A 21,449-nucleotide genomic window follows, 5' to 3' on the forward strand; every position below is an offset into this window, starting at 1 on the left:
GCAAAAAAGTACGACTAGCGGTTAATCATCATGTACGCGACGCGCTGCATGTGGTTCCACAGCATCTCGCGGTGCTCGTCACTCAGCTCATCTGGGCCGAACTCGTTGAGGCTGCCTTCCATTAGCTCGAGCCAGCGCTCGGCCTCCGCCTGGCCGATGGGGAAGGGGAAGTGGCGCTTGCGCAGCATGGGGCGCCCGCGCCGCTCGTTGAATGTGTGCGGCCCGCCCCAGTACTGCACGAGGAACCAGCGCAGGCGGTCCTCGGCGCCGTCCCAGTCGTCGTCGGGGTACATCGGGCCGATGAGGTCGTCGCTTTTGACGCGGGTGTAGAAGCCATGGACGAGTCTGCGGAAGAAGTCCTCGCCCAAAAGCTCGTAGAGCGTTTTATCGCTGTGTAGACCCGGACGGGAAATGTCCATGGTTGGCTAACTCCTTGTCACCGTTGTCGGTTCTGCGGTTGTCCGGATGGTACTTGATCACGACGGGCTGCGTGCCTGGCAGCATGATGCCGGCATCCTGGAGCGCCTGGAGGATGTCTTCGTACATGGACCGCGCGACGCTCCACTGGTCGCCTGGCATGGTGTTGACGGTGACGCGGTAGGTCATGTGGTCGGTGGCGAAGTTGCTCACACCAAGCAGCTCGGGTTCGGAGATCACGCTCGCGCGAATCGCGGAGGCGTTGGCGGCCTCGCGCGACGACTCTTCGATTACCTCTGCTGCGCGTTTCGGCTCGGCGGTGAGTGAGACGGGGATCTCGAGGCGGGCCACCGAGTAGGTGTCGGACTGGTTGCCGATCTGGTTGATGTCGCCGTTGCGGATGTACCACAACACGCCATCAATGTCGCGCAGCGTGGTTACGCGCAAGGTCATCTCTTCAACCGTGCCCTCAACACCGTTGACGCTTATCGTGTCGCCGACGCCGTACTGGTTTTCCAGCAGCATGAAGATGCCGGAGAGGAAGTCCTTGACCAGCGACTGGGCACCGAAACCGATCGCAACACCGAGGACACCGGCGGAGGCGATCAGCGGGGCGACATTCACGCCGATCTCGCTGAGAACCGCCAGCGCCGCCCACACCCAGATCACGATTGCCGCCGCTGAGCGGCCGACGTTGGACAGTGTGCGGATGCGTGCTTGTCGACGCTCTTCCTGCGCCCTGGCCTGCGGTGTGTCCTGTTCGGTAACGCTGCGGCGCAGGCCGAGCGTGCCGCCGGGGCGGTGGATACCGCGGTCAGCGGCGCGGGTGATCAGCCTGGCGACCACGAAGTGGACGACGAACGCGATGGCCAGAATGAGTGCGATTTTGAGCGGGCGCTCGATGAGGTTTTCGCGCGTGGTGGGGTCTTGCCACCAGTTGCTTACGGAGTCAACGGCCTCGGACACGGCGGGGTTTTCGGCGCCGCTGGCGAGGATGAAGGATGCGGAATTAGAAAATTTTTCGTAAACAGTCATGCGTTTTGCGATTGTACCTGCATATTAATCGCCGGAAATGGACAGCTTGGTCTAGAGGTGGGCTAGACTCGGTCAGGACTTTGCTTCGCCGAGGAAAGGACAATCCCAGTGCCCTCCGGTTTTTCTACCGATGCTATCCATGCGGGTTACGACCCCGACTCCCTGTACGGGCCGATCAACACCCCGATCTACGCCTCGACCACGTTCGCCCAGGACGACCTGGCGGTGACGCGCAATGGGTACGAGTACACGCGAGTGGGAAACCCGACGATCAGCGCGCTGGAGGACACGGTCGCGGCGCTCGAGGGCTCCGAGTTCGCCGTCGCTTTTGCTTCCGGCATGGCCGCGATTGACAGCGTGCTGCGCGTATTGCTCAAACCCGGCGACCACATCATCATCGGCAGCGACGCCTACGGCGGCACCTACCGCCTGATCCAGCAGGTGTTCACGCTGTGGGGCGTGTCCAACTCCGTGGTGAACATGACTGACGCCCAGGCGGTGGCGGCGGCGGTCCAGGACAACACGAAGGCGATCTGGGTGGAAAGCCCCACCAACCCGCTGCTCGATATCGCCGATATCCGCGCGATTGCGCAGATCAAGGGTGACGCTGCTCTCGTGGTGGACAACACCTTCGCGTCGCCCTACCTGCAGAAGCCCTTCGAGCTCGGCGCGGACATCGTGGTCCACTCCACCACCAAGTACATCGGCGGGCACTCCGACGTGATCGGCGGCGTGGTTTGCGCCAACGGCGCCGAGATGGAGGAGCAGCTGCGCTTCTTCTTCGGCTGGGTCGGCGCTATCCCGTCTCCCTTTGACACCTACCTCACCGCCCGCGGCTTGAAGACTCTCGCGGTGCGCATGGACCGGCACTGCGACAACGCTGAGGCGGTGGCGGGCTTCCTCGAGGGCCACGACACGGTCGCGCGCGTGTGTTACCCGGGGCTTGAATCGCACCCCAACCACGACACCGCGGTGCGCCAGATGAAGCGCTTCGGCGGCATGGTATCGGTGATTTTCCATACCGAGCAGCAGGCCCATACGTTCTGCCGCTCCACCAAGCTGTTCTGCCTCGCGGAATCCCTCGGCGGGGTGGAGAGCCTGGTTGAGCACCCGGCGACGATGACGCACCTGGCTGTCGAAGGCTCGGCGCTAGCCGTCCCGCGCGAGCTCGTGCGCATCTCCGTCGGCATTGAAGACGAGGCGGATCTTCTCGCCGACATCGAGCAGGCGCTTGCGAACCTTTAAGCCACAAAGGCTTCGTACACACGTTTTATGCATTAGAATTTATGCGTATCGCGTGCTCTGAGTTGAGGGAGGTCTGATGGCGCGAAGGCCCATGTACATCATTATCGCGGAGGAACTCCGCCGCCGCATTGAAGCCCGGGAGCTTAACCCCGGCGACAAGCTGCCGTCGGAACGCGAGCTCGTCGAGGAGTTCGGCGTGGCGCGCATGACGGTGCGCCACTCGCTTGACTTGCTCCAAGCAGAGGGGATCATCGCGCGCCGCCGCGGTCGCACTGGAGGCACTTTCGCTCGGGCTTTACCGCCAATGATTGACCTGTGCGCAGACCGCGGCTTCATCGCCCAGCTCGAGCAAGCCGGGGTCGAGGTCCAGACCGAGACCCTGTTCGCCGGGGAAAAGGCCCCGCCGCGCGCCGCGGTGCGCGCCTTCGGCGAGGAAGATCTCGGCCCCATCCAGACCCGAGAATTTCTACACCTCACGAACGAAACCCCCGCCATCTTAGAGTCGGTGTGCGTTCGCCCAGGCTGCGAGGCGCACGTTAGCGACAGCAGCCTGCGCACCTCGGCGCCGCGCGGCGTCAGCTTCGAGGACGTGATCACCCCCTCCGTCGCATCCGAAAAGGAATGCGAGCAGCTCAAGCTCAGCCACAGCGCGCCGCTGCAGCGCATCGCCCGCCGCGTCCACGTCGACGGCGAGCTCGCGGCGTACGTCACCATCCTGCTGCGCCCCGACGCGGCGCTGCTGCGCGTCGCCTCGGCGCCAGCGTCGGCCTAGCTGCGGGTGGCCGCGGCGGCGTCCACGGCCTGCACGCGCAGAGCGCGCGCCGCGCGGTCGCGGCCCTCGGAGAGCACGCGGCGCAGCCCCGCGGTGAGGTCCTCGCGGGCCAGCAGTGCGTCGGCCTTGGCGACCGCGTCCTCGGAAATGTCCCACATCGGGTAGATGCCCTCCAACGTGCGCTGCGCCATCTCGTTCGAGAGGCGATCCCACAGCTCAGGCGCGATGCGGAAATACTTGTCGCTAAGTCCCTCCAGGCCCTCGTCGTTGAACGTCAAACCGTCGATGAGGTAGCGGATCTCCAGGTTGGAGCGATCGGAGCGGGTGATTTCCTCCCACGCCCAGCGCTTGTTAGCGACCGCCCGCGCGCGCAGCTTCGACACCGCGCCCTCGGACGAGGGATCGTTGACCGCCTCGGCGTCGTCGACGCTGCGGGTGCCGTGGGCGATGAGGGCTGTCAGCGCCAGCCAGCGCAGCTCCTTGTTGTCGGAGTTGTCGAGCAGTTGGGAGAGGTGCGTGGCGGAGGCGTCGTCAAGCGGGAGGCGAGCAAGGGCGCGGTCGAAGATCAGGGCCGGCTCGGTGCCGCGCAGGGCGTCGTTCAGCTGCGCGGTGGCCTCGTCGCGGTAGTCGGGCGCAACGTAGAGTGTGGCCGCGGTCACGGCCTGGCCCAGCAGGCGCTCCTGCACGGTCGGCTGGTCCTCCGTGGCAACGTGGGAGGCCACGAGCTTGATAAACTCACGCGCCGGCAGGCGCCCGTCGCGCGTCGCCTCCCACGCCGCCGACCAGCACAGCGTGCGCGCCATCGGATCCTCGATCGCGCCGAGGTGCTCGAGCACGAAGCTCATGTGCTCCTCGGTCAAGCCCATCAGGCAGTAGGTGAGGTCGCGGTCGTTGACCAGCGCCAGGTCGTGCTTCACGCCGGCAAACTCGGGGACCTCAGTGCGCTCGCCCTCGATGAAGATCTCGGTGTCGTGGGTGCGGGTGACGCGGCCGTCGATAAGCGAGTACAGGCCGACGCCAATGCGGTGGCTGCGCTGCACGTCGGATTCCTGCACCACCGTAAAGGAATCGTCGGTGATCTCCGGGTAGAGCCGCGACACGCCGGTGGTGCGCAGCCACTGCTGCGACCACTGAGACAGGTCGCGCCCGCTGGCCGCCTCGAGGGCACCGAGCAGGTCAGCGAAAGTCGCGTTGTCGAACGCGTGGTTGCGGAAGTGTTCGCGCACCCCGGCGAAGAACTCGTCGCGGCCGACGTAGGCCTGCAGCTGCTTGAGCACGGAGGCGCCCTTGGCGTAGGTGATGCCGTCGAAGTTCTGCTCGGCGGTCTCAATGTCAGGCGCGTCCGCGGCGATCGGGTGCGTGGACGGCAGCTGGTCCTGGGAGTACGCCCAGGCCTTCTCGATGGCGGCGAAGGTGACCCACGCGTTCGGGTACTCGCCGATCTCCGTCTGCGCAATCGCCGAGGCCCAGGTGGCGAACGACTCGTTGAGCCACAGGTCGTCCCACCACTGCATGGTCACCAGGTCGCCGAACCACATGTGCGCCATCTCGTGCAAGATCGTGTCGTTGCGGCGCTCGACCTTGTGCGGGGTCGGCTCGGAAGTGAAGATGTACTCGTCGCGGAAGGTCACCGCACCGGCGTTTTCCATCGCGCCCATGTTGTACTCGGGGCAGAAGATCTGGTCGTACTTGCCAAAGGGGTAGGGCACCGCGAAGTTCTCGTGGAAGTAGCTAAACCCGTCTTTTGTCTGGCGGAACAGGCGCTCGGCGTCGAGGTGCTCAATCAGGCTGGCGCGCGCGTAAAGGCCCAGCTCGATGTTCTTGTGCTCGTCGGAGAAGGTGTCGTGGACGGACTCGTACTCGCCGGCGCACACGGCCACCAGGTAGGTCGACAGCGGGTAGGTGATCTCGCACGACCAGGTGTTGCCACTGCGGGTGGCCTTTTCGTTGAGCACCACGACGTAGCGCTCGGGCGCGGTCACCGAAATGGCGTATGTGGCCTTGATGTCGGGCTGGTCAAAGCACGCGAACACCTTCATCGCGTAGGCCGGCTCGAACTGGGTGTAGAGGTAGTCCTTGCCGTCGGCCGGGTCGGTGAACTTGTGCAGGCCCTCGCCCGTGCGGCTGTAGGCGGAGGTGGCGGTGACCACCAGCTCGTGGGAGCCGGCCTCAAGGACCATGTCTCGCCCGTTAAGCTCCGCGCCGTCGAGGCTGGCGGAAAACGAGTCGGCGACGAGATCAAAGAACGTCTCACCCTGCGTGGAGGTAAATCTCACCGTGGTGGTGGAGGTGAAGATGTCCTCGCCCGTGATGTCGAGGTGGATGTCGTAGTGCACGTCCGCGATGAGCGCGGCGCGGGCCTGGGCGTCGATACGCGAAAGATTGGTCTTCATAGAGATCCACGCTACCCATATCTGTAGTTTCGCTACGCTGGGGGCCATGACTGAGCACGTAACTTTCTGGTTCGACACAACCTGCCCGTTCTGCTGGCAAACCTCCCGCTGGATTAAGGAGGTGGAAAAGGTCCGCGACATCGAGGTCGAGTGGGTCCCCATGTCGCTCGCCGTGCTTAACGACGGCCGCGACCTCCCCGAGGACTACCTCGCCGCGATGGAGGCAGCCTGGGGTCCGGCGCGCGTCTTCGCCAAGGTGAAGCAGGAGCACCCGGAGAAGATCGACGAGCTCTACACCGCAATGGGCACGAAGATCCACACCGAAGGCCAGGGCGGCAAGCAGGGCGACGGCGCCTACAACGACATTATCGCCGCGGCTCTGGACGAGGTCGGCGTGCCCGGCACCTGCGCCGAGGTGGCTGATACCACCGACGCCGACGACCTGCTGCGCGGCTACCACGCCTCGGCGATGGACGCCGTCGGCGACGACGTGGGCACCCCGGTGCTCAAGCTCGGCGACACTGCTTTCTTCGGCCCCGTGATCACCCGCGTGCCCACGGGCGAGGAGGCAGGCAAGCTTTTCGATGCCTCCGTCACGCTCTCGGCGTTCCCGTACTTCTTCGAGCTCAAGCGCTCCCGCACCGAAAGCCCGCAGGTCTAAGCCCGTGCCGCAACGGGCATCCGATGCGCTGGGACGCCCAGCGCATCGCCGGGGTTTCCGGGCAGCGCTTCGTGATCACCGGGGCCAACAGCGGTCTCGGTTTTGTCACGGCCCGCGAGCTCGCCCGCGCGGGTGCGGACGTCACCCTCGCGGTTCGTAACGAGGACAAGGGCCGCGAGGCCGCCGCCCGTATTAGTGGCTCCGTTGACGTCGAGCACCTCGACTTGGCGGATCTCTCCTCCGTGCGCCGCTTTGCTGAATCCACGGCCGAGCGCGGGCCTATCTACGTCCTGATCAACAATGCCGGCATCATGTACGTGCCGTTCGCCACCACGGCCGACGGCTTTGAGCTTAAGATTGGCACCAACCACCTCGGCCATTTCGCGCTGACCAACCTTCTGCTGCCCTCGATTACCGGCAAGGTGGTCACGCTCTCATCCATGGCTCACCGCCAGGCAGACTTGGACGTCGAGGCTGGCGAACCTACTGTTTACCTCGGAGCTCAACCGCAAGCTGGACGACGCCGGCTCCCGCGTGGTCGCCGTCGCCGCCCACCCCGGCTACAGCGACACCAACCTGCAGGGCCACTCGGAGAAGCGGCTCATGGACGCCGTGATGCGGTTTGCCAACCGCACGGTCGCTCAGTCCGCCGAGATGGGCGCGCTGCAAACGCGCTGTATGCCGCGGTGGAGGACATTCCCGGCGACAGCTTCGTCGGCCCGGACGGGTTCTCGCAGATGAGGGGGTACCCGACGCTCGTGAGCAGGTCGCAGGCCGCCTAGGATGAAGCGACCGCCCGCCGCCTGTGGGGGGTCTCCGAAGAGCTCACCGGAGTGCGCTTCGCGCTGGGTGAGCCGGGGGCCTAAGGTAGGTGCCATGCGTATTTATCTTGGAGCAGACCACGCCGGTTTCGAGCGCAAGAACCAGATCAAGGAGCACCTCGAGGCCGCGGGCCACGAGGTAATCGACTGCGGCGCGCACGTCTACGACGCCGCCGACGACTATCCCGCGTTCTGCATCGCCGCCGCCGAGCGCACGGTCGCGGACCCGGGTTCGCTGGGCATCGTGCTCGGCGGCTCCGGCAACGGCGAGCAGATCGCCGCGAACAAGGTCAAGGGCGCGCGCTGCGCCCTGGCGTGGTCCACGGAGACCGCGCGCCTGGCTCGCGAGCACAACAACGCCCAGCTCATCGGCATCGGCGGGCGCATGCACACCGAGGAGGAGGCGCTCGCGATTGTCGACGCCTTCATCGGCCAGGAGTGGTCGAACGAACAGCGACACCAGCGCCGCATTGACATCCTCGCCGAGTACGAGGACACCGGCGTCGCCCCGGCCCTGCCGCAGGAGTAGGCCCTACCAGCCCGCGAAGATCCGCTCGAGGCGCTGCGGGCCCTCAACCGGGCTCAGCCCCAGCCACGCCCCGGAGGTTCGAGTGCGCGGAGAGGTGAGGCTCAGCGCCCGGGCGGAGGCGACCTCGGTGCCGTCGGGCAGGACGAAGAACCTGTCCGTCGCGCGGCGGTAAAACGCCTCCGCGTCCGCCAGCGCCCACGGGGAGGCGAGCGTGACGCGCAGCCGCTCGCCCGCGGGGCGGCCCGTGTGCACCCGGGGATCCGCGCGGAACAGCGCGGGGCGCGCCGGGGCGTAGACGCGGGCGTCGACACGCAGCCAGGAGGAAATCACCACCTCAAGCGCGCCGGGGTCGGCAAAATCGGGGACCACCACCGCCACGTCCGCGGTGCCGAAGACGACACCCGCCGGCCGGGCGATGGGGTGGGTGATGCGCCCGGCGAGGGCGAGTGTCTCCGCGTTTTTCACCCGCACCTCCTCATCTTCGTCGCAGTGCCGGGCGCCGAAATCGGCCTCGGGGTGGTGCGCGAGCGCGCCTGGCTCGTGCACGAACTCGGCGCCAGCGTTCCAGGCGCGCCAGCCGAACTCCCAGTCCTCGCCGCCGTAGCCGACAAATCCCGCGTCAAACCCGCCGATGTGGTGGAAGAAGTTCGCCGAGCAGGTCAGCACGGCCGAGATGATGTAGCGCCAGCTCGTGGAGTCGGCCCGCGCCAGGTCGTCGGTATCAGCCCAGGCCTGGGTCAGCCAGCCCGGTTCGGCGAGATCTGGGCCGGTCAGCCGCGTGCCCACGACCACTGCCCGGCGGTTGCGCTGCACGTGGGCCACCGCTGCGGTGAGGTAACCGGGCTGGGGAATGGTGTCGCCGTCGAGAAACGCGTAGACCTCGCCGGTTGCCACGGACGCGCCCAGGTTGCGCGCGGCGGCGGCGCGGAAGCCCAGGTCGTCCTGGCGCAAGGTGATGACGTCGGTCAGGGCGTCGACAAGCGAGGGCTCCTGCTCGGGCGGGGTTGGCGAGCCGTCGTCGGCGACGATGATCTCCACCCGCGCCGGGTAGTCCTGCGCGCGAAGAGCTGCGAGCACGGCGCGCAGGCCAGCTGGGTTGTCGTAGTAGGGGATGATGACGCTTACGTCAGGCCACATGCCGCCCACTGCCTTTCCCATACCAAGGCGACGTCGCCCCAGTCGTAGCTCGGTGGATCCATCACGCGCGGGGTGAACCGCTCCACCGCCTCGCGCCACGCGCCGTCGCGCACCAAAGTGATGCGCCCGGGCAGCCAGGCGTCGATCTCGCGCGTGTAGGGTGAGTCGCTGGCCAGCACGTTGCGGCCCGCGCCCAGCCAGGTCATGAGAGACCCGGAGGCGGAGAAGTGCCGGTGCGCGCACACGGGCACCGCAACCCGGCCCATCTCGGCGGCGAGCTCGTCCGCGCTGAGCCAGCCCGTGATCTCCACGTGGGGATAGGCCGTGCGCAAGCCACGCGCCCACTGCTCGTGGCCCTGCGACACCGCCCCGAGGAAGCGCAGGTGGTAATCGGTGCCCGCGAGGGCGGCGATGAGGTCCTCGTGGCCCTTGCCGGGGTAGAGGAAACCGAGGATGCCCACGGTGTTCGGGACGGGGTCGAAGTGGGAGGCAACCTGCGGGATGGGCAGGCGGATCACCGCGGGGGCATGCTCGAAAAACTGCGCCTCGTGCTGGGAGTTGACCACGCTGACCGTGGCGGCGTCGCGCAGGCGCCGGTACGCCTCGGCGCGGCGGGAGAAACGCTCCGCGCCCTCCTCGGGCTGCGGGATGTCGTGGAAGGACACCGACAGGGCGCGCTCGCCCACGCGGCCCAGCAGCGCCTCGACCGCCGCGAGCGGCTGGGTGCCGAAGAGGTGGTCGGTGAAGGTGACGTGGATGGGGGCGTCGGGAAGAGGGGCGCAGTCAAACGTGTTCTCGCGGATGATGTCTCGCTCGTCGACGCCGAGCGCGGCGGCGAGCTGCAGCGCGTAGGCGGTAACGCCGTGACCATCCGGTCCGACGATGAGGTGCTTCATGCTAGCCCCAGGTTGCTGATCCGCTGCGCGTGGCGCGTCATCCCGTGGGCGACGAGCGCCGGGCGGGCGCGGTAGAACTCCAGCTGCTGCGCTGCGATCTCTGAATCGTCGATGACCTCGCCGCCGCGCCGGGTCCACTGCGCGCGGCCGGTGACGCTCACGCCCAGGGCTGTGGCCGCCTCGGGTGCGACGGGCGCGTCGAGCTCGCCGAGCATTTCGTAGTCGGGGGCGTTAATACCGCCGCTGATGCCGAGTGCGGCGAGGATGCGCTCGGCGAGGGAGACGAGCGTGGCGTTGCTCGGGTGGTTGACGGTGTGCCACACCGGGGTCGTCTCCAAATAGTCCGAGATCACCACCGAGCCGTGGCGCTGCTCGCGCGAGCGGATCTCCGCAATCGACATCGCGGCCGCGCGGCGCAGCGCCGGCGGCGGGGGAGAGGCGTCCACGGGGCTGTCCAGCCCGCGCGCGGCGGCGGCGAGGATGCGCAGGTCGTGATAAGGCACCACCGGCGGGTTCAGCGAGGGGTGGTCGGGGTCGCGGATAATCGCCTGGTAGGGCATGAGGGCGTCGAAACGCAGCACGGGCACCACCACGTGGCGAGCGCGCGCGGGAAGCTGGCGGACAAGCTCGGACGTGCCGACGGGGAGGCCGCGGTAGTTGTCCCGGATCGGCTGGGTGACAAGGACGTCGGTACGCGCGATGAGATCGCCGAACCACCCCATGTCGTTGGCTTCGAGCTCGTGCACGGGTGCGATGCGCTCGGAGTCGAACTTTCCGCAGCTCATGAGCAGCTTGCGGGTCGATTCCGCTTGGCAGTTTCCGACGACGGTGAGGGTGGGCATGGCCCCTAAGATACCAACCGCGGGGCGGGTGAAATTTTTAGCTGGACGCATCCGAGCGTTTAGATGCACGGTTGTTTATATTGATGGAGTGAGCAAGCACGTACGCACCGTGCGGGTTTTGTCCATTCCCGCCCAACATCCCTACACGCAGGCAATTCGCCCTGCCGGTGTTGAGTACTTGCCTGATCCGGACATCGACGGCAACTGGTGGCCGCACCCGGCGCTCGAGGCCGAGTTTTGGCGCACCCCGCCCGCCGCGGACCTGGTGCACATCCACTTCGGCTTTGAGCACCGCTCGCCCGAGCAGATTGAGCAGTTGGTTGAGACGCTGCCCATCCCGCTCGTCGTCACGGCCCACGACATCGACAACCCGCACCTTGCGGACCAAACCGAGCACCACCAGCGGCTGCGCACCCTCGTCGGTGCGGCGAGCGCGGTGATCACGCTCACCGAGTGCGCGGCGCGCACGCTTGACGACGCCTTCCGCGCGCGCAACGTCACCGTCGCGCCCCACCCCGCCATTGTGGCCGAGCCACCCACAGTGCGCCGTGAACCTGTTGTTGGCGTGTTTCTCAAGTCCCTGCGCTCCAACGTCGTGCGCGACCCGCAGTTTTACCTGGATCTGAGCCGCGACGTTGCGCTGCGCGTGTTTGTCCACGACGAGCCCGCCACCGCGCAGCTGCGCGCGGAGCTGGCGGGCAAGGTCGATCTGGTGGTGCACGGGCCTTTCGATGACGCGGCGCTGCACCGCGAGGTAGCGGCGTTGACCGCCTGCGTGCTGCCGTACACCCGCGGCACGCATTCCGGCTGGTTGGAGATGTGCCGCGATGTCGGCACGGGCGTGGTCGTGCCCGATACGGGCTGCTACGCCGACCAGGTGGACCGGACCGAGGCGGTGGAGGTCTACCGCAGCGCGGACGGGGCCAGCGCGGCTCAGGCAGCCACCCGCCTCCTCGCCCGTGGCACTGTGCCGTATTTGGGCGATAGGGTGGATCAATTGCGCCGGGTGCGCGCCACGCACGCCGAGATATACCGAAGCGTTCTGGATAGTGTTAACACCACGAAAAGTGCAGGAGAGGAGGTGCAGCGCCGATGACGATCGTGATGCCGAGTGAAGCGACGGTGAGCCGCGCGCCGGGGTTGAAGATCGCGTTCGTCGCGCCCGCGCGATACCCCATCCGCGAGCCCTACGCGGGTGGGCTCGAGGCATTTTGCCACACGATGGTCAAGGCGCTGCGCATGGAGGGCCACGAGGTCCACTTCTTCGCCGCGCGCGGCTCCGACGGCAACTGCCCCGAGTTCGAGCTGCCCGGCGTGGACTGGGGCGCGAGCCCGGAGCTGGCGACGGATACGGGCTACCCCGCGGGTGAGCGTGAGCGGGAGGACCGCGCGTTCATCGGGCTGCGCAAGCTGCTGGTGCGGTGCGGTTACGACGTGGTGCACAACAACTCGCTGAGCCCGTGGATGTTCCCCTCGCCCGCTTCGCCCGAGGCCCTGCCCATGGTGACCACGCTGCACACCCCGGTGCTCGACGAGCTGCAGGATGTGATCGACCGCGCGGGCGCCGACGCGGGTGAGTTCGCGGCCGTCAGCCACGCGACCGCGAGCAACTGGCGCACGCCCTCGCCGATTACCGTGATCCCGAACGGGGTCAACGTCTCCGAGTGGACGCCGGGACCCGGCGGGGCAGCGGCGGTCTGGTTCGGCCGCCTGGTGCCGGAAAAGGGCCCGCATTTAGCTATCGACGCCTGCCGGTTGCTGGGTCTGCCCCTGCTGCTCGCGGGGCGCAAGGGCGACCACCGCTACTTCCAGGAGGAGATCGCGCCGCGGCTCAACGGCGATTCCATCCGTTGGCTCGGAGAGCTGTCCCACGCCGGGTTGCGCTCGTTGGTGGGAAGCTGCGCGGTCACCGTGGTCACCCCACGCTGGGAGGAGCCGTTCGGCCTGGTCGCTTTCGAGTCGATGGCGTGCGGCACGCCCGTCGCCGCGTTCGCCCGCGGTGGGCTCGGTGAGCTGCTTGCCAAGGCGCCCGCGGCACTGGCGCAGCCGGACGACGTGGTGTCACTGGCCAAGGCGATCCACTCGGCGCTGCACATCAAGCGGCCCACGGTGCGCGAATGGGTGGTGGACAACCACTCCCTGATCCAAACGGCGCGCCGCTACACGGATCTCTACCGGGAGGTGATGGTGAAGTGATCGGGATCTACGCCCACCACCACGGCTCCGGTCACCTGCAGCGCTGCAGGGAGATCCAGAAACAGTTGGCGCTGCTCGGCGAACGCGCGGTGATCCTGTCCACCGCCGACAGCGCCGACGTCGTGCTTGCCGACGACGCAATGGACAACCGCAAGCGCCCCCACGGCCGTGCGATGACGGCCGGAGGGACGCTGCACTACGCGCCGTACGGCAACCGCGACCTGCAAAGCCGCATGGCGCAGATCGCGCAGTGGATCGCGGACAACAACCCCAAGGCCTTCTACGTGGACGTCTCCGTCGAGGTCGGGGCGCTCGTGCGGCTTCTGGGCGTTCCCGTGATCACCCTGGCCATGCCCGGGCTTCGCGACGACGCCCCGCACCAGATCGCCTATACCCAAGCCGACGCGATCATCGCGGCGTGGCCGTCGTGGGTGGAGCTGCCGGATCATTTACACGCCCACGCAAGTCGCGTGCACGCCGTCGGCGGGATCTCGCGGCTGCACATGCGCGAGCAAGTGCACCGCGACTCCACCCACGTGGTGGTCATGGCGGGCAAGGGCGGCGCGACGTGGGAGCCTAGTGATTGGGCGGGCGTGGAGGCGGCGTGCGAGGGATACCGCTTCACCTATCTGGAGGGCGACAACCGCGTCGACGACCCCACGGAGATCCTCAGCGCCGCCGGCGTCGTGGTCAGCGCCGGGGGCCAGAACTCGATTGCGGACCTCGCGGTGACGCACACTCCGGCGATTTTGCTGCCCCAACCGCGACCGTTTATCGAGCAGAAGCTCAACGCCCGCCAGGTCCAGCGCGCCGGGCTAGCCCTCGTCGCCGAAACCTTCCCCGCCCCCGATACGTGGCCGGAGCTGCTGCGCCGCGCCGCCGCGCTTAAGCCCGACTGGTCGCGCTGGGAGACCGAGGGCGCGGCGCGCCGGGCGGCAGAGGTGATCGCGCGGGTGGCCGGGCAAGCGTCGCAACGCATCGCGATTGTCTCGCTTGCCGACGCCAACCGCGCCGCGCACCTGACCCACCAGGTCAACCTCACCCCCGAGGGCACCGAGCACATTACCGTCGCGCTCGCCGACGCGCACGCGTTGCGCAAGGCGGTGCCGAAGTCAACGGTGGTTGCCGGGCAGCGCAACCTCGCCGCCGCGCGCAACTTGGCCGCCCGCACCGCGATCGAGCGCGGCGCGGAGATCCTGATCTTCCTTGACGCGGACTGCGTCGCCTCCGGGGATCTGGTGGGCGGCTACGTCGAGGCGCTTGCCACCCACCCGGGCGCGGTGGTGGCTGGCCCGGTGACGTATATGGCGCCCGGCGAGCTGCGCACCATCAACCCCGACCCGCACCCGGCGAGGCCGAACCCCGCGCCGGGGGAGGTGGTCAAGGCCAGCGACTACAACCTGTTTTGGTCGCTGTCGTTCGCTCTGCGCGCCGAGACGTGGCAGCGCATCGAGGAAACGTTCGGCGGGTTCGACCCGGGCTTCTCCGGCTACGGCGGGGAGGACACGGATTTCGCCCGCAACTTAGAGCGCAGCGGCATCGAGCTGTACTGGGGCGGCGGCGCCCACGCCTACCACCAGCACCACCCGGTGTCCTCGCCGCCGTGGGAGCACCTCGACGACATCCTGGCCAACGCCGCTTACTTCCACTCCAAGTGGGGCGAGTTCCCGATGCAGGGCTGGCTGGATCAGTTCGCGGCCGAAGGTGCCATCGAGCTTGTCGACGGCACCTGGCAGCGCACCGCCACCCCCTAGCGCTGCGAGACGGTTCCCGTCAGCCGGGCAGCCGGCGCGACCACCAGCGGGCGCGCGGCGAACCACGCCGCCGCGATAACAACCAACGCCCCGAGGAAGACCAGGGTGCCGGTCCAGTCGGTGGCGTAGGTGGCCGGGTCGACGTCGCCACGCGCGGCGAACATCGCGTTCAGGTTGCGGCGCATGCCGGTCAGGAACACAAGCCCCACGTGGGTGATGATGAACACCACGAAGAAAATCATGGTGGGGAAGTGGATCGAGCGCGCTGCCTTCATCGACACCAGCGACCAACCCTTCGGCCACCACGGGCTCATCCGCGCGCCCGAGACAATCGCCAGGGGCGCGGCGATGAACACGACCGCGAAGTAGGTCAGCTCCTGGAGGGCGTTGTAATGCACCCAGCCGTTTTCCTCGGGCCAGTTCAGGGTGAGGTACTGCAGGCCCGCCGAGAGCGCATTGGGGAAGGTGTCCCAGCTCGTGGGCACGATCCGCGCCCACTGGCCGGTGGAGAAGAGCAGTACGTAAAACACTGCGCCGAGGGCCACCCAGGCGATGTCGAGCGCCAGGTGGAGCCACAGCGTCAGCGAAATCTTGGCCCGCGGGTTGTTCTTCGGAGCCCAGTAGGCTTCGGGTTTGCGCTCGCTGCGCACGGACAGTCCCGTCTTGATGATGAGCACCATGAGGAGCATGTTGAAAAAGTGGGCCCAGTTCAGCCAGGCGGGGATGCCCACCGGGGTGCCTGCGGGCAGCGGCTGGCGGCCGTCGAAGCGTTGGATGAACTGCCCACCTGCGTCGGTGCCCGCAATGTAGCGCGCTAGCAGCACGGCAAGCGCGAGGGCGAAACCGAACGCAATCGCGGGGGAAAGCCACCGGGCCCAGTTGCGCGAGGGTGTGTCCGCGCTCGCGGTGGCCGGTTTCGGCGCCACGGGCTTCACGGGAGCGGGCTGCTGCGTCGCTTCCGCTGCCGGCGCCGGTTCGGAGGCGGGCTCTGGAGCTGGTTCCGGCTCGCGCAAAGCCGCCGCAGGCAGCGCGATGTAGGTTTCGCTGACCGGCGGGTACGCCTCGCCACCAGTGGTGCGGGGTAAACCGCGGCGCACCGCGACAGCGCTGAGGCCGTCTGCGGGCTCGGGCTGGGCGGGTGCGGGGGTTTCGGGTGCGGGGGTTTCGGGTACGTCGAGGTCAACGACCGCACCGGCGGGCGGCCAGGGCTCGCCACCTGCCACCCGGGGGAGGCCACGGCGCAGTGGTGTCTGCATCGGTTTCTACTTCCTGGAGTCGAGCTCGGAGATGATCTTGGGGACGATGTCGAAGATGTCGCCGACGATGCCGAAATCCGCGACCTCGAAAATCGGCGCGTCTGGATCGTTGTTGATGGCGACGATCGTGTCGGAGGTCTGCATGCCCACGAGATGCTGGATCGCCCCCGAGATGCCGACGCCGATGTACAGTTTCGGGGACACGAGCACGCCCGTCTGGCCGATCTGCGCTTCGTACGGCACCTGGCCCTCGTCGACGGCGGAGCGGGTCGCGCCGACGGCGGCGCCGAGGGCGTCGGCAAGCCCGCCGACGAGCTGCTCGAAGGACTCCTCCGAGCCGAGCGAGACGCCACCGGCGACGACTTTGTCGGCGGTGACCAGGTCGGGCCGCGGGCTTGAGCGCACGACGGGGGTGACCTTGACCACCGTGGCGCTGCGCGCATCACTGGCGGCGACTTCGAGGGTTTCCACCGCGGGCGTCGAAGGCTGCGCCCGCTTGTCGACGGACCCAGGTCGCAGCGTCACCACCGGCGCCGAATGCGTCGCCGCACCCACGGCGGTGTAGGCCCCACCGAAGTTGGAGTGATCTGCCACAACGCCCTCGGGGTCGCGGCGCAGACCGACGACATCGGTGAGCAGGGCCTTGCGGGTGCGCGCGGCGAAACGGGCGGCGGTTTCGCGCCCGCGCACGGAATGGCCAAACACGACTGCAGCCGGGTAGAGCAGGTCGAACGCGGCGACGGTGGCGTCGACAAGCGAGGCTCCCGGCGCGACAAGCACGCGGCTGGCTCCCAGCGACGCCAGCTCGTCGGCGTGATCGGCGGTGACCGTCAGCGCCACCGGCGTGCCGATCTCGCTGGTTGCGCCGATCAGCTCCGCCGCCGCGAGGTCGAGCGAGTCGTCGTGCGTGGGGTTGATGACGACGAGGATGTCCGTCATGCGCGTGCCTCCCGGGTGGTGAGGTTTTTGGATTCGAGGAAGTCGACCAGCTTGGCTGCGGCCTCGGAGTTGCCGTTGATGATCTCTCCGCGTTCGCGGGCGGGGCGCTGCGCGATGTCGACCACAATGGCGCGCGGGTGAGTCCAATCCTCCGGATCGACTCCGAGCTCGTCGAGGGTGACCGCGTTGATCTCCTTCTTCTTCGCCGCCATCAGGCCCTTGAAGTTGGGGAAGCGTGCGTCCGGGAACTCGTCCGACACCGCAGCAACGGCGGGCAGCTCGCAGGTCAGCTGGACCACCGCGCCATCGCTGGCTTGGCTGGCGGTGACCGTGGTGCCCTCGACGCTGAGATCGATGAGGTTGGTCAGGGCGGGGATGGAAAGCAGCTCGCCAACCATCGCGGCGATGACACCGCTGGCGCCGTCGGACGAAGCCGCACCGGTGACAACGAGGTCGTAGCCGTTCTTCTTCACCAGCGCCGCAAGCACCTCAGCCGTCAGCGTCAGATCGGCTCCGATCAGTTTCTCGTCCGAGACGAGGTAGGCCTCCGCCGCACCCATCGCGATCCCTTTGCGGATCGAGCCGACCGCACTTTCCGGGCCGACGCTTAAAATGTCGACCGAACTGTCGCCGGCGGCCTCCGCGATCCGCAGGGCGGCCTCGACGGCGCGCTCGCCTACCTCGTCGGCGACGACGTCACCCGTGCGGTCCGTCAGGCCCGTCTCGAGGTTCATGGTGCGGTCGCTGTACGTATCCGGAACTTCTTTCAGCAATACGGCAATGCGCATCGCGGCTCCTTACCAGCTAGATGGTCAAAGCAATGCTTCCGGAGAGTCTAGCGCGCCGCCGCGGCCGCGCCCCCATTGGGCAGTGCTGCCTTCACAGTAGCGGTGGGGCAGCGGTGCCGTTGCGGGCTTAGAAGTCGAAACCGCCGAAATCGAAGCCGCCGTCGCCGCCGAAATCGCCACCGAAGAAGCCGCCGTCGCCGCCGGCGTCCCCGCCGAAATCGCCTCCGGCATCACCCGCGTCTGCGCCCGCATCACCGGCGTCGCCCATATCGGCGCCCGCATCGGCACCAGCGTCACCGGCTTCGAACTCGGTCGCGGACGGAGTGCCGGCCATACCGGCGAACATGGCCGAGTAGAACATCATCGAGCTCGCGGCCCACATGCCCGTCATCATTGCGGGAGCCCACCACGCGGACGAGTACCACCCGGCGGGCACAGGGCGACCCGCCACAGAACCACCGGGGTAATAGTGCGGGGTCTGCTCGGAGGCGGTGGGAGATGCAGTAATCTCCGTGCCGTCTTCCTGGGTCACTGTGCGCTGCTCCGTGACGCGGCCCGCGCGGCGCTGACCTTCGAGCTCCGGCAGCGGCGGGCCAGGGGGCATGCCCATGATCTCACGGGCGGCGTTGACGTAGTGCAGACCCTCGAGGGCGGATTCGCGTGCCAGGTGTGCCTGCTTGACAGTGCGGGCGTCGGCAAGCGCGGCGGAAGCTGCGGTGAAACGCTCGGAGGCGTCCGCCATGGCCTGGGTGGATGCGGTGTCAGTGCCGGCTAGGTTAAGCACTTGGGAGCCGAGCCGGTCGGTCCAGCGCTTGGCGTCAGCGAGGGCGTCGTCAAGCTGCTCTTGCTCAAGCTGCTTGCGCGATCCACCACGCGCGCGAGTGCTGATCAGGTAGACGGCGCCGCCGACGACGGCGAGCAGGAGTAGCAGTTCCACGGGTTAGCCTCTCTTTAGAAGGTAGCTTTCACCCAAGTCAAACGGGCGCAGCGTGAAATTAGTTCCCCTTTTGGTCACCGGCCGTGCAGTGCGTTACACTATGACCCGCGTTACCGCATGGGAATGTCGTATAGTGGCTAATACCTCAGCCTTCCAAGCTGAAGACGCGGGTTCGATTCCCGTCATTCCCTCCACTTTCACAACAGCACCACGGGCCGGGCCCGCGTGATACTGCTACTGCACCGTCACCTGCGCTGTTCCCTCAAAGGGAGTCAAGTTTCCAGTCAGGCTGCGCGACGACCCGAAGTACCTGATCACGTACTCGCCCGGACCCGCCGCGGCAGTGTGCCACGTAATCGTCGTGTTCACCTGGCCGAAGTTGCTGGCCCATTCAATAACGGTGTCTTCGTGCGAATCGTCAGCAACCCGTCGACCGTCTGCCGTTTCGACGAAGAAGAAGCCACGCTCATGGCGCAGGTCGGAGTTTGGATTGGCGCCGACGAACGTGACGGAGACCGTTGACCCAGCCGCAACCGGGCCCGTGGGGCCGGAGATGACGTCACCGAACGTCGTGCCGAGTGGCGCGAGATCAACCAAGGGGTTACCCGTCGGGGAGTGAGGAATCAGTCCCATGAGGTCCTTCTCTGGGGCTCCGGGATCGACGGGGATGCCGTGGGCCATCGCGGACGACAAATGGTCGAATGTCTGGACGACCGCGGGCAGCCCGTGCCGCCCGAAGAGCGTCGCGCCACCCTCGTAGTTCTGGGTTTCGTACTCCTCGGGAGTAGTCAAGTAGTGGGAGTAGCCGTTGACGTAGCCTTGCGCGATCACCGCGTCGAAGGGCACGTCGAGGGCTTCCGCCACAGCCCGGCGGATGCGCAGACCGGCGGTCACCGTCGGTTCGAAGGGCAACGACGCGATGACGACGCCGCCGATGCGGTGGACAAGGAAAAGGTCGGTCTGCTGCACGAGCCCGTCGATGTAGCCCACGGGCAGGAGCATCTCTTTCGGCGCATGAACTTCAGCTACCGAGGGTGGCACGACAACCTTGTTCACTTGTTGCACCCACGGGGTGCCGCCGCGCTCACCCTCGTTGAACCCGAGCAGGGGTTCGCCACCGCCGTCTTCCTGCGAGGATGCGGCAAACGCCGCCCCCAAGATGGCGGGCCCGGTTTTTCCTGGGCGGCCGTCGGTGGTCCACCTTCCGTCGACCGAAACGTTGCGCATGTTCACCCAGCGGTGCCGCGAATCAATCCCACCCCCTGCAAGCTCGATCGGACGACCACTAACCCCATCGAGCTGGCGCAGCCCCAGAATCCTCGCCGACGCGTACTCGTCCTCGCCCCCCGGCCCGCTGTGCGGGTGCAGCCCGTGGTTGGGCGTGACGTCGCCTGGGGTGGAGGTTGCGAAGGCGGCGACGAACGGCGCGCTGGCCGGGTCGCAGTGATCGACGCCCGCGCGGTGCTCTGCGAGCCAGGCGGCGTAGCCCTTGTTATCGCCCGAAATGAGGGTGTGCTCCGGGCCGAACGTGGTGGGGTGAATTCCGTACCAGTTGATGAAACCAACCGACCGGCCGTCGCGAAGCACGTGCAACGTCGCCGACTCCCGGTCGACGCCGTCCGGGTTCACGGCCTTGTCTTCCTCGGGGTTGCGGTCGAATGCGGCCTTGGACCTGTTCACTCCCGCATCGTGAACCTGGCCTCGCGTTAGCGAGACGGTGCTTGGCTGGACGTCCGCGTCGGCGCGCTCGACGGCCGAAACGATGCCGGCGACGTAGGCCTCGAACGTGACCGGCCGGAACCCGAACGTGGTGATGTCCACCAAAAGGTGCCCCGAGCTGCCTCCGGGCGCGACGTGAGTGTGTGTCGCCGCGATGAGCACGTTGCCGTCGTGGTAGCGGTTCCCGAATCGCGCCTGCAAGCGGCGGATTACTTCCAGATGAATTGCCTGGAACATCAGCCCCATATCGACGGTCACGTGGGCCACGCGGCCCCCGTTTCCGTCGTCGAAGACGAACGCGCGGGCGAACTGGCGCTGGTGGAGACCAGACGAGATCTGCTTCGGCACCGCGTAGCCGTTCATCCCGGCGCCGAGGGGTTCGCCGGTGATGTCCGCCATGCCCCGGCCCACGTTCATGGCGACCCCGGCGGCGCCCGTCCCATCTGCCGCGTTGGGCGCGGAAGCGTTGGCGGCGGGGTGGGCAGGGCCCGACGTCGCAGCGGCGAACGCGACGGTTGCTGCCGCTGAACCAAGGAAGGTGCGGCGACTCACCGTTCGCGCTACGGGTTTCTCGGTGCTCATGGTGACAATCCTTTCCTGCCGGTTACCTTGAGTTATGCGGTTGACTCCGACGAACCGATCAACATAGATCCAGTGGCGAACGCCTACGCGGTTGGGTAGTGCCCACACCCTGAGAGGAGGATGTGCACCGTTTTCCCAAGCTGACGAAGGTCTACAAAGATCTTTGCAAACTCTCGGTTCGGCCACGTAGGTTTGCAAAACATTTTTAGGGCCAAACGGAAGAATCCCGATTTCGGGCAAGGCGCTTCGGACGAAGCTTCTCGGCGGCTCGGTTCGGCCCTTGCGACGAGTGCACAGGCGCGGACCATCGCGACTCCAGCGGCTCCGTGATCCCAACCTGAGCCGGCGGCAGAGCCCAAAACCGGCCCAATGGCGAGCGCGGGAAATCGCTCACGCTACAATCGTGAAACCGTGGGCCAGACGGCTTGCAGTAGTCGGATACGGGGCGTGGCGCAGCTTGGTAGCGCACCTGCTTTGGGAGCAGGGGGTCGCAGGTTCAAATCCTGTCGCCCCGACAATGGCCAATCAGC

The 21,449-nt window shown here is 67.2% G+C and carries 18 protein-coding genes, 2 tRNA genes and 1 pseudogene; 10 read left to right on the forward strand and 11 right to left on the reverse strand.

The window, feature by feature from the left end:
- Window positions 1-14 precede the first annotated feature (14 nt).
- Window positions 15-419, reverse strand: a complete 405-nt coding sequence (locus tag E3227_RS06380; protein ID WP_136652859.1) for a globin — start codon at window positions 417-419, stop codon at window positions 15-17.
- Window positions 385-1,452: a mechanosensitive ion channel family protein gene (locus tag E3227_RS06385; protein ID WP_144317922.1), complete on the reverse strand. Its 1,068-nt coding sequence runs from the start codon at window positions 1,450-1,452 to the stop codon at window positions 385-387. Before E3227_RS06385 ends, E3227_RS06380 begins: the two co-directional genes overlap by 35 nt.
- Before the next feature lie 108 nt (window positions 1,453-1,560).
- Between E3227_RS06385 and E3227_RS06390 the strand changes: the two genes are divergently transcribed.
- Together E3227_RS06390 and E3227_RS06395 are read left to right on the forward strand one after the other, a co-directional pair.
- Window positions 1,561-2,697, forward strand: a complete 1,137-nt coding sequence (locus tag E3227_RS06390; protein ID WP_144317923.1) for a cystathionine gamma-synthase — start codon at window positions 1,561-1,563, stop codon at window positions 2,695-2,697.
- A 76-nt stretch (window positions 2,698-2,773) separates the two neighbouring features.
- Window positions 2,774-3,469: a GntR family transcriptional regulator gene (locus E3227_RS06395; RefSeq protein WP_136652856.1), complete on the forward strand. Its 696-nt coding sequence runs from the start codon at window positions 2,774-2,776 to the stop codon at window positions 3,467-3,469.
- Here the strand turns inward: E3227_RS06395 and pepN are convergent.
- Window positions 3,466-5,862: an aminopeptidase N gene (gene pepN, locus E3227_RS06400; protein WP_144317924.1), complete on the reverse strand. Its 2,397-nt coding sequence runs from the start codon at window positions 5,860-5,862 to the stop codon at window positions 3,466-3,468. The two genes, E3227_RS06395 and pepN, sit on opposite strands and share 4 nt — an antisense overlap.
- Window positions 5,863-5,908: 46 nt before the next feature.
- Between pepN and E3227_RS06405 the strand changes: the two genes are divergently transcribed.
- The 3 genes and pseudogenes from E3227_RS06405 to E3227_RS06415 all read left to right on the forward strand — a co-directional run bounded on the left by E3227_RS06405 (window position 5,909) and on the right by E3227_RS06415 (window position 7,873).
- A complete protein-coding gene (locus E3227_RS06405) occupies window positions 5,909-6,523 on the forward strand; it encodes a DsbA family protein (RefSeq protein ID WP_144317925.1) in 615 nt (204 codons plus the stop codon).
- A 23-nt stretch (window positions 6,524-6,546) separates the two neighbouring features.
- A pseudogene (locus E3227_RS06410) lies at window positions 6,547-7,389 on the forward strand (oxidoreductase).
- 10 nt (window positions 7,390-7,399) lie between these two features.
- Window positions 7,400-7,873 (forward strand): ribose-5-phosphate isomerase, encoded by a 474-nt coding sequence (locus tag E3227_RS06415; protein WP_144317926.1) that lies wholly within the window; start codon window positions 7,400-7,402, stop codon window positions 7,871-7,873.
- Window positions 7,874-7,876: 3 nt separating this feature from the next.
- Here E3227_RS06415 and E3227_RS06420 read toward each other — a convergent pair whose 3' ends face one another.
- From E3227_RS06420 to E3227_RS06430, 3 genes are read right to left on the reverse strand one after another with little or no spacing between them, the layout of a single operon-like run.
- Window positions 7,877-9,010: a glycosyltransferase family 2 protein gene (locus tag E3227_RS06420; protein WP_144317927.1), complete on the reverse strand. Its 1,134-nt coding sequence runs from the start codon at window positions 9,008-9,010 to the stop codon at window positions 7,877-7,879.
- The gene (locus tag E3227_RS06425) at window positions 8,995-9,906 is read right to left on the reverse strand and encodes a glycosyltransferase family protein (protein ID WP_144317928.1); all 912 of its coding nucleotides are present in this window, start codon (window positions 9,904-9,906) and stop codon (window positions 8,995-8,997) included. The genes E3227_RS06420 and E3227_RS06425 overlap by 16 nt, the downstream gene beginning before the upstream one ends.
- Window positions 9,903-10,748 (reverse strand): WcbI family polysaccharide biosynthesis putative acetyltransferase, encoded by an 846-nt coding sequence (locus E3227_RS06430; RefSeq protein WP_144317929.1) that lies wholly within the window; start codon window positions 10,746-10,748, stop codon window positions 9,903-9,905. Before E3227_RS06430 ends, E3227_RS06425 begins: the two co-directional genes overlap by 4 nt.
- Window positions 10,749-10,836: 88 nt before the next feature.
- Between E3227_RS06430 and E3227_RS06435 the strand changes: the two genes are divergently transcribed.
- Genes E3227_RS06435 through E3227_RS06445 form a run of 3 tightly spaced genes read left to right on the forward strand, consistent with a single transcriptional unit; the run spans window position 10,837 to window position 14,698 of the window.
- Window positions 10,837-11,844 carry a glycosyltransferase family protein gene (locus tag E3227_RS06435; RefSeq protein ID WP_144317930.1) on the forward strand — a complete coding sequence of 336 codons (1,008 nt, stop codon included), beginning with the start codon at window positions 10,837-10,839 and terminating at the stop codon, window positions 11,842-11,844.
- Window positions 11,841-12,944, forward strand: coding sequence for a glycosyltransferase (locus E3227_RS06440; protein ID WP_144317931.1), 1,104 nt, complete (start codon window positions 11,841-11,843; stop codon window positions 12,942-12,944). Before E3227_RS06435 ends, E3227_RS06440 begins: the two co-directional genes overlap by 4 nt.
- Complete coding sequence (locus E3227_RS06445; RefSeq protein ID WP_144317932.1) at window positions 12,941-14,698, forward strand: glycosyltransferase; 1,758 nt, start codon at window positions 12,941-12,943, stop codon at window positions 14,696-14,698. The genes E3227_RS06440 and E3227_RS06445 overlap by 4 nt, the downstream gene beginning before the upstream one ends.
- Here E3227_RS06445 and E3227_RS06450 read toward each other — a convergent pair.
- The 4 genes from E3227_RS06450 to E3227_RS06465 form a co-directional block, all read right to left on the reverse strand.
- Complete coding sequence (locus E3227_RS06450) at window positions 14,695-15,954, reverse strand: cytochrome b/b6 domain-containing protein (RefSeq protein ID WP_144317933.1); 1,260 nt, start codon at window positions 15,952-15,954, stop codon at window positions 14,695-14,697. The two genes, E3227_RS06445 and E3227_RS06450, sit on opposite strands and share 4 nt — an antisense overlap.
- A gap of 6 nt (window positions 15,955-15,960) precedes the next feature.
- The gene (locus tag E3227_RS06455) at window positions 15,961-16,893 is read right to left on the reverse strand and encodes an electron transfer flavoprotein subunit alpha/FixB family protein (RefSeq protein ID WP_144317934.1); all 933 of its coding nucleotides are present in this window, start codon (window positions 16,891-16,893) and stop codon (window positions 15,961-15,963) included.
- On the reverse strand, window positions 16,890-17,681 hold the full coding sequence (locus tag E3227_RS06460) for an electron transfer flavoprotein subunit beta/FixA family protein (RefSeq protein ID WP_006839748.1): 792 nt from the start codon (window positions 17,679-17,681) through the stop codon (window positions 16,890-16,892). Before E3227_RS06460 ends, E3227_RS06455 begins: the two co-directional genes overlap by 4 nt.
- 127 nt (window positions 17,682-17,808) lie before the next feature.
- Complete coding sequence (locus E3227_RS06465) at window positions 17,809-18,618, reverse strand: DUF1542 domain-containing protein (RefSeq protein WP_144317935.1); 810 nt, start codon at window positions 18,616-18,618, stop codon at window positions 17,809-17,811.
- Window positions 18,619-18,737: 119 nt separating this feature from the next.
- Between E3227_RS06465 and E3227_RS06470 the strand changes: the two genes are divergently transcribed.
- Window positions 18,738-18,812: transfer RNA gene (locus E3227_RS06470), tRNA-Gly, on the forward strand.
- Window positions 18,813-18,852: 40 nt separating this feature from the next.
- Here the strand turns inward: E3227_RS06470 and E3227_RS06475 are convergent.
- The gene (locus tag E3227_RS06475; protein WP_144317936.1) at window positions 18,853-20,919 is read right to left on the reverse strand and encodes a neutral/alkaline non-lysosomal ceramidase N-terminal domain-containing protein; all 2,067 of its coding nucleotides are present in this window, start codon (window positions 20,917-20,919) and stop codon (window positions 18,853-18,855) included.
- Between the two features lie 441 nt (window positions 20,920-21,360).
- Here E3227_RS06475 and E3227_RS06480 point away from each other — a divergent pair.
- Window positions 21,361-21,434, forward strand: a tRNA-Pro gene (locus E3227_RS06480).
- Window positions 21,435-21,449: the final 15 nt, after the last annotated feature.

The organism is Corynebacterium sanguinis (assembly GCF_007641235.1).
Lineage (GTDB): Bacteria > Actinomycetota > Actinomycetes > Mycobacteriales > Mycobacteriaceae > Corynebacterium > Corynebacterium sanguinis.

Coding starts and splice junctions, on each gene's coding strand:
- E3227_RS06430 (WP_144317929.1), bottom strand. CDS start 10,748: ATGCCCACCCTCACCGTCGTCGGAAACTGCCAAGCGGAATCGACCCGC.
- E3227_RS06475 (WP_144317936.1), bottom strand. CDS start 20,919: ATGAGCACCGAGAAACCCGTAGCGCGAACGGTGAGTCGCCGCACCTTC.
- E3227_RS06425 (WP_144317928.1), bottom strand. CDS start 9,906: ATGAAGCACCTCATCGTCGGACCGGATGGTCACGGCGTTACCGCCTAC.
- E3227_RS06420 (WP_144317927.1), bottom strand. CDS start 9,010: ATGTGGCCTGACGTAAGCGTCATCATCCCCTACTACGACAACCCAGCT.
- E3227_RS06415 (WP_144317926.1), top strand. CDS start 7,400: ATGCGTATTTATCTTGGAGCAGACCACGCCGGTTTCGAGCGCAAGAAC.
- E3227_RS06395 (WP_136652856.1), top strand. CDS start 2,774: ATGGCGCGAAGGCCCATGTACATCATTATCGCGGAGGAACTCCGCCGC.
- E3227_RS06440 (WP_144317931.1), top strand. CDS start 11,841: ATGACGATCGTGATGCCGAGTGAAGCGACGGTGAGCCGCGCGCCGGGG.
- pepN (WP_144317924.1), bottom strand. CDS start 5,862: ATGAAGACCAATCTTTCGCGTATCGACGCCCAGGCCCGCGCCGCGCTC.
- E3227_RS06385 (WP_144317922.1), bottom strand. CDS start 1,452: ATGACTGTTTACGAAAAATTTTCTAATTCCGCATCCTTCATCCTCGCC.
- E3227_RS06405 (WP_144317925.1), top strand. CDS start 5,909: ATGACTGAGCACGTAACTTTCTGGTTCGACACAACCTGCCCGTTCTGC.
- E3227_RS06455 (WP_144317934.1), bottom strand. CDS start 16,893: ATGACGGACATCCTCGTCGTCATCAACCCCACGCACGACGACTCGCTC.
- E3227_RS06450 (WP_144317933.1), bottom strand. CDS start 15,954: ATGCAGACACCACTGCGCCGTGGCCTCCCCCGGGTGGCAGGTGGCGAG.
- E3227_RS06460 (WP_006839748.1), bottom strand. CDS start 17,681: ATGCGCATTGCCGTATTGCTGAAAGAAGTTCCGGATACGTACAGCGAC.
- E3227_RS06380 (WP_136652859.1), bottom strand. CDS start 419: ATGGACATTTCCCGTCCGGGTCTACACAGCGATAAAACGCTCTACGAG.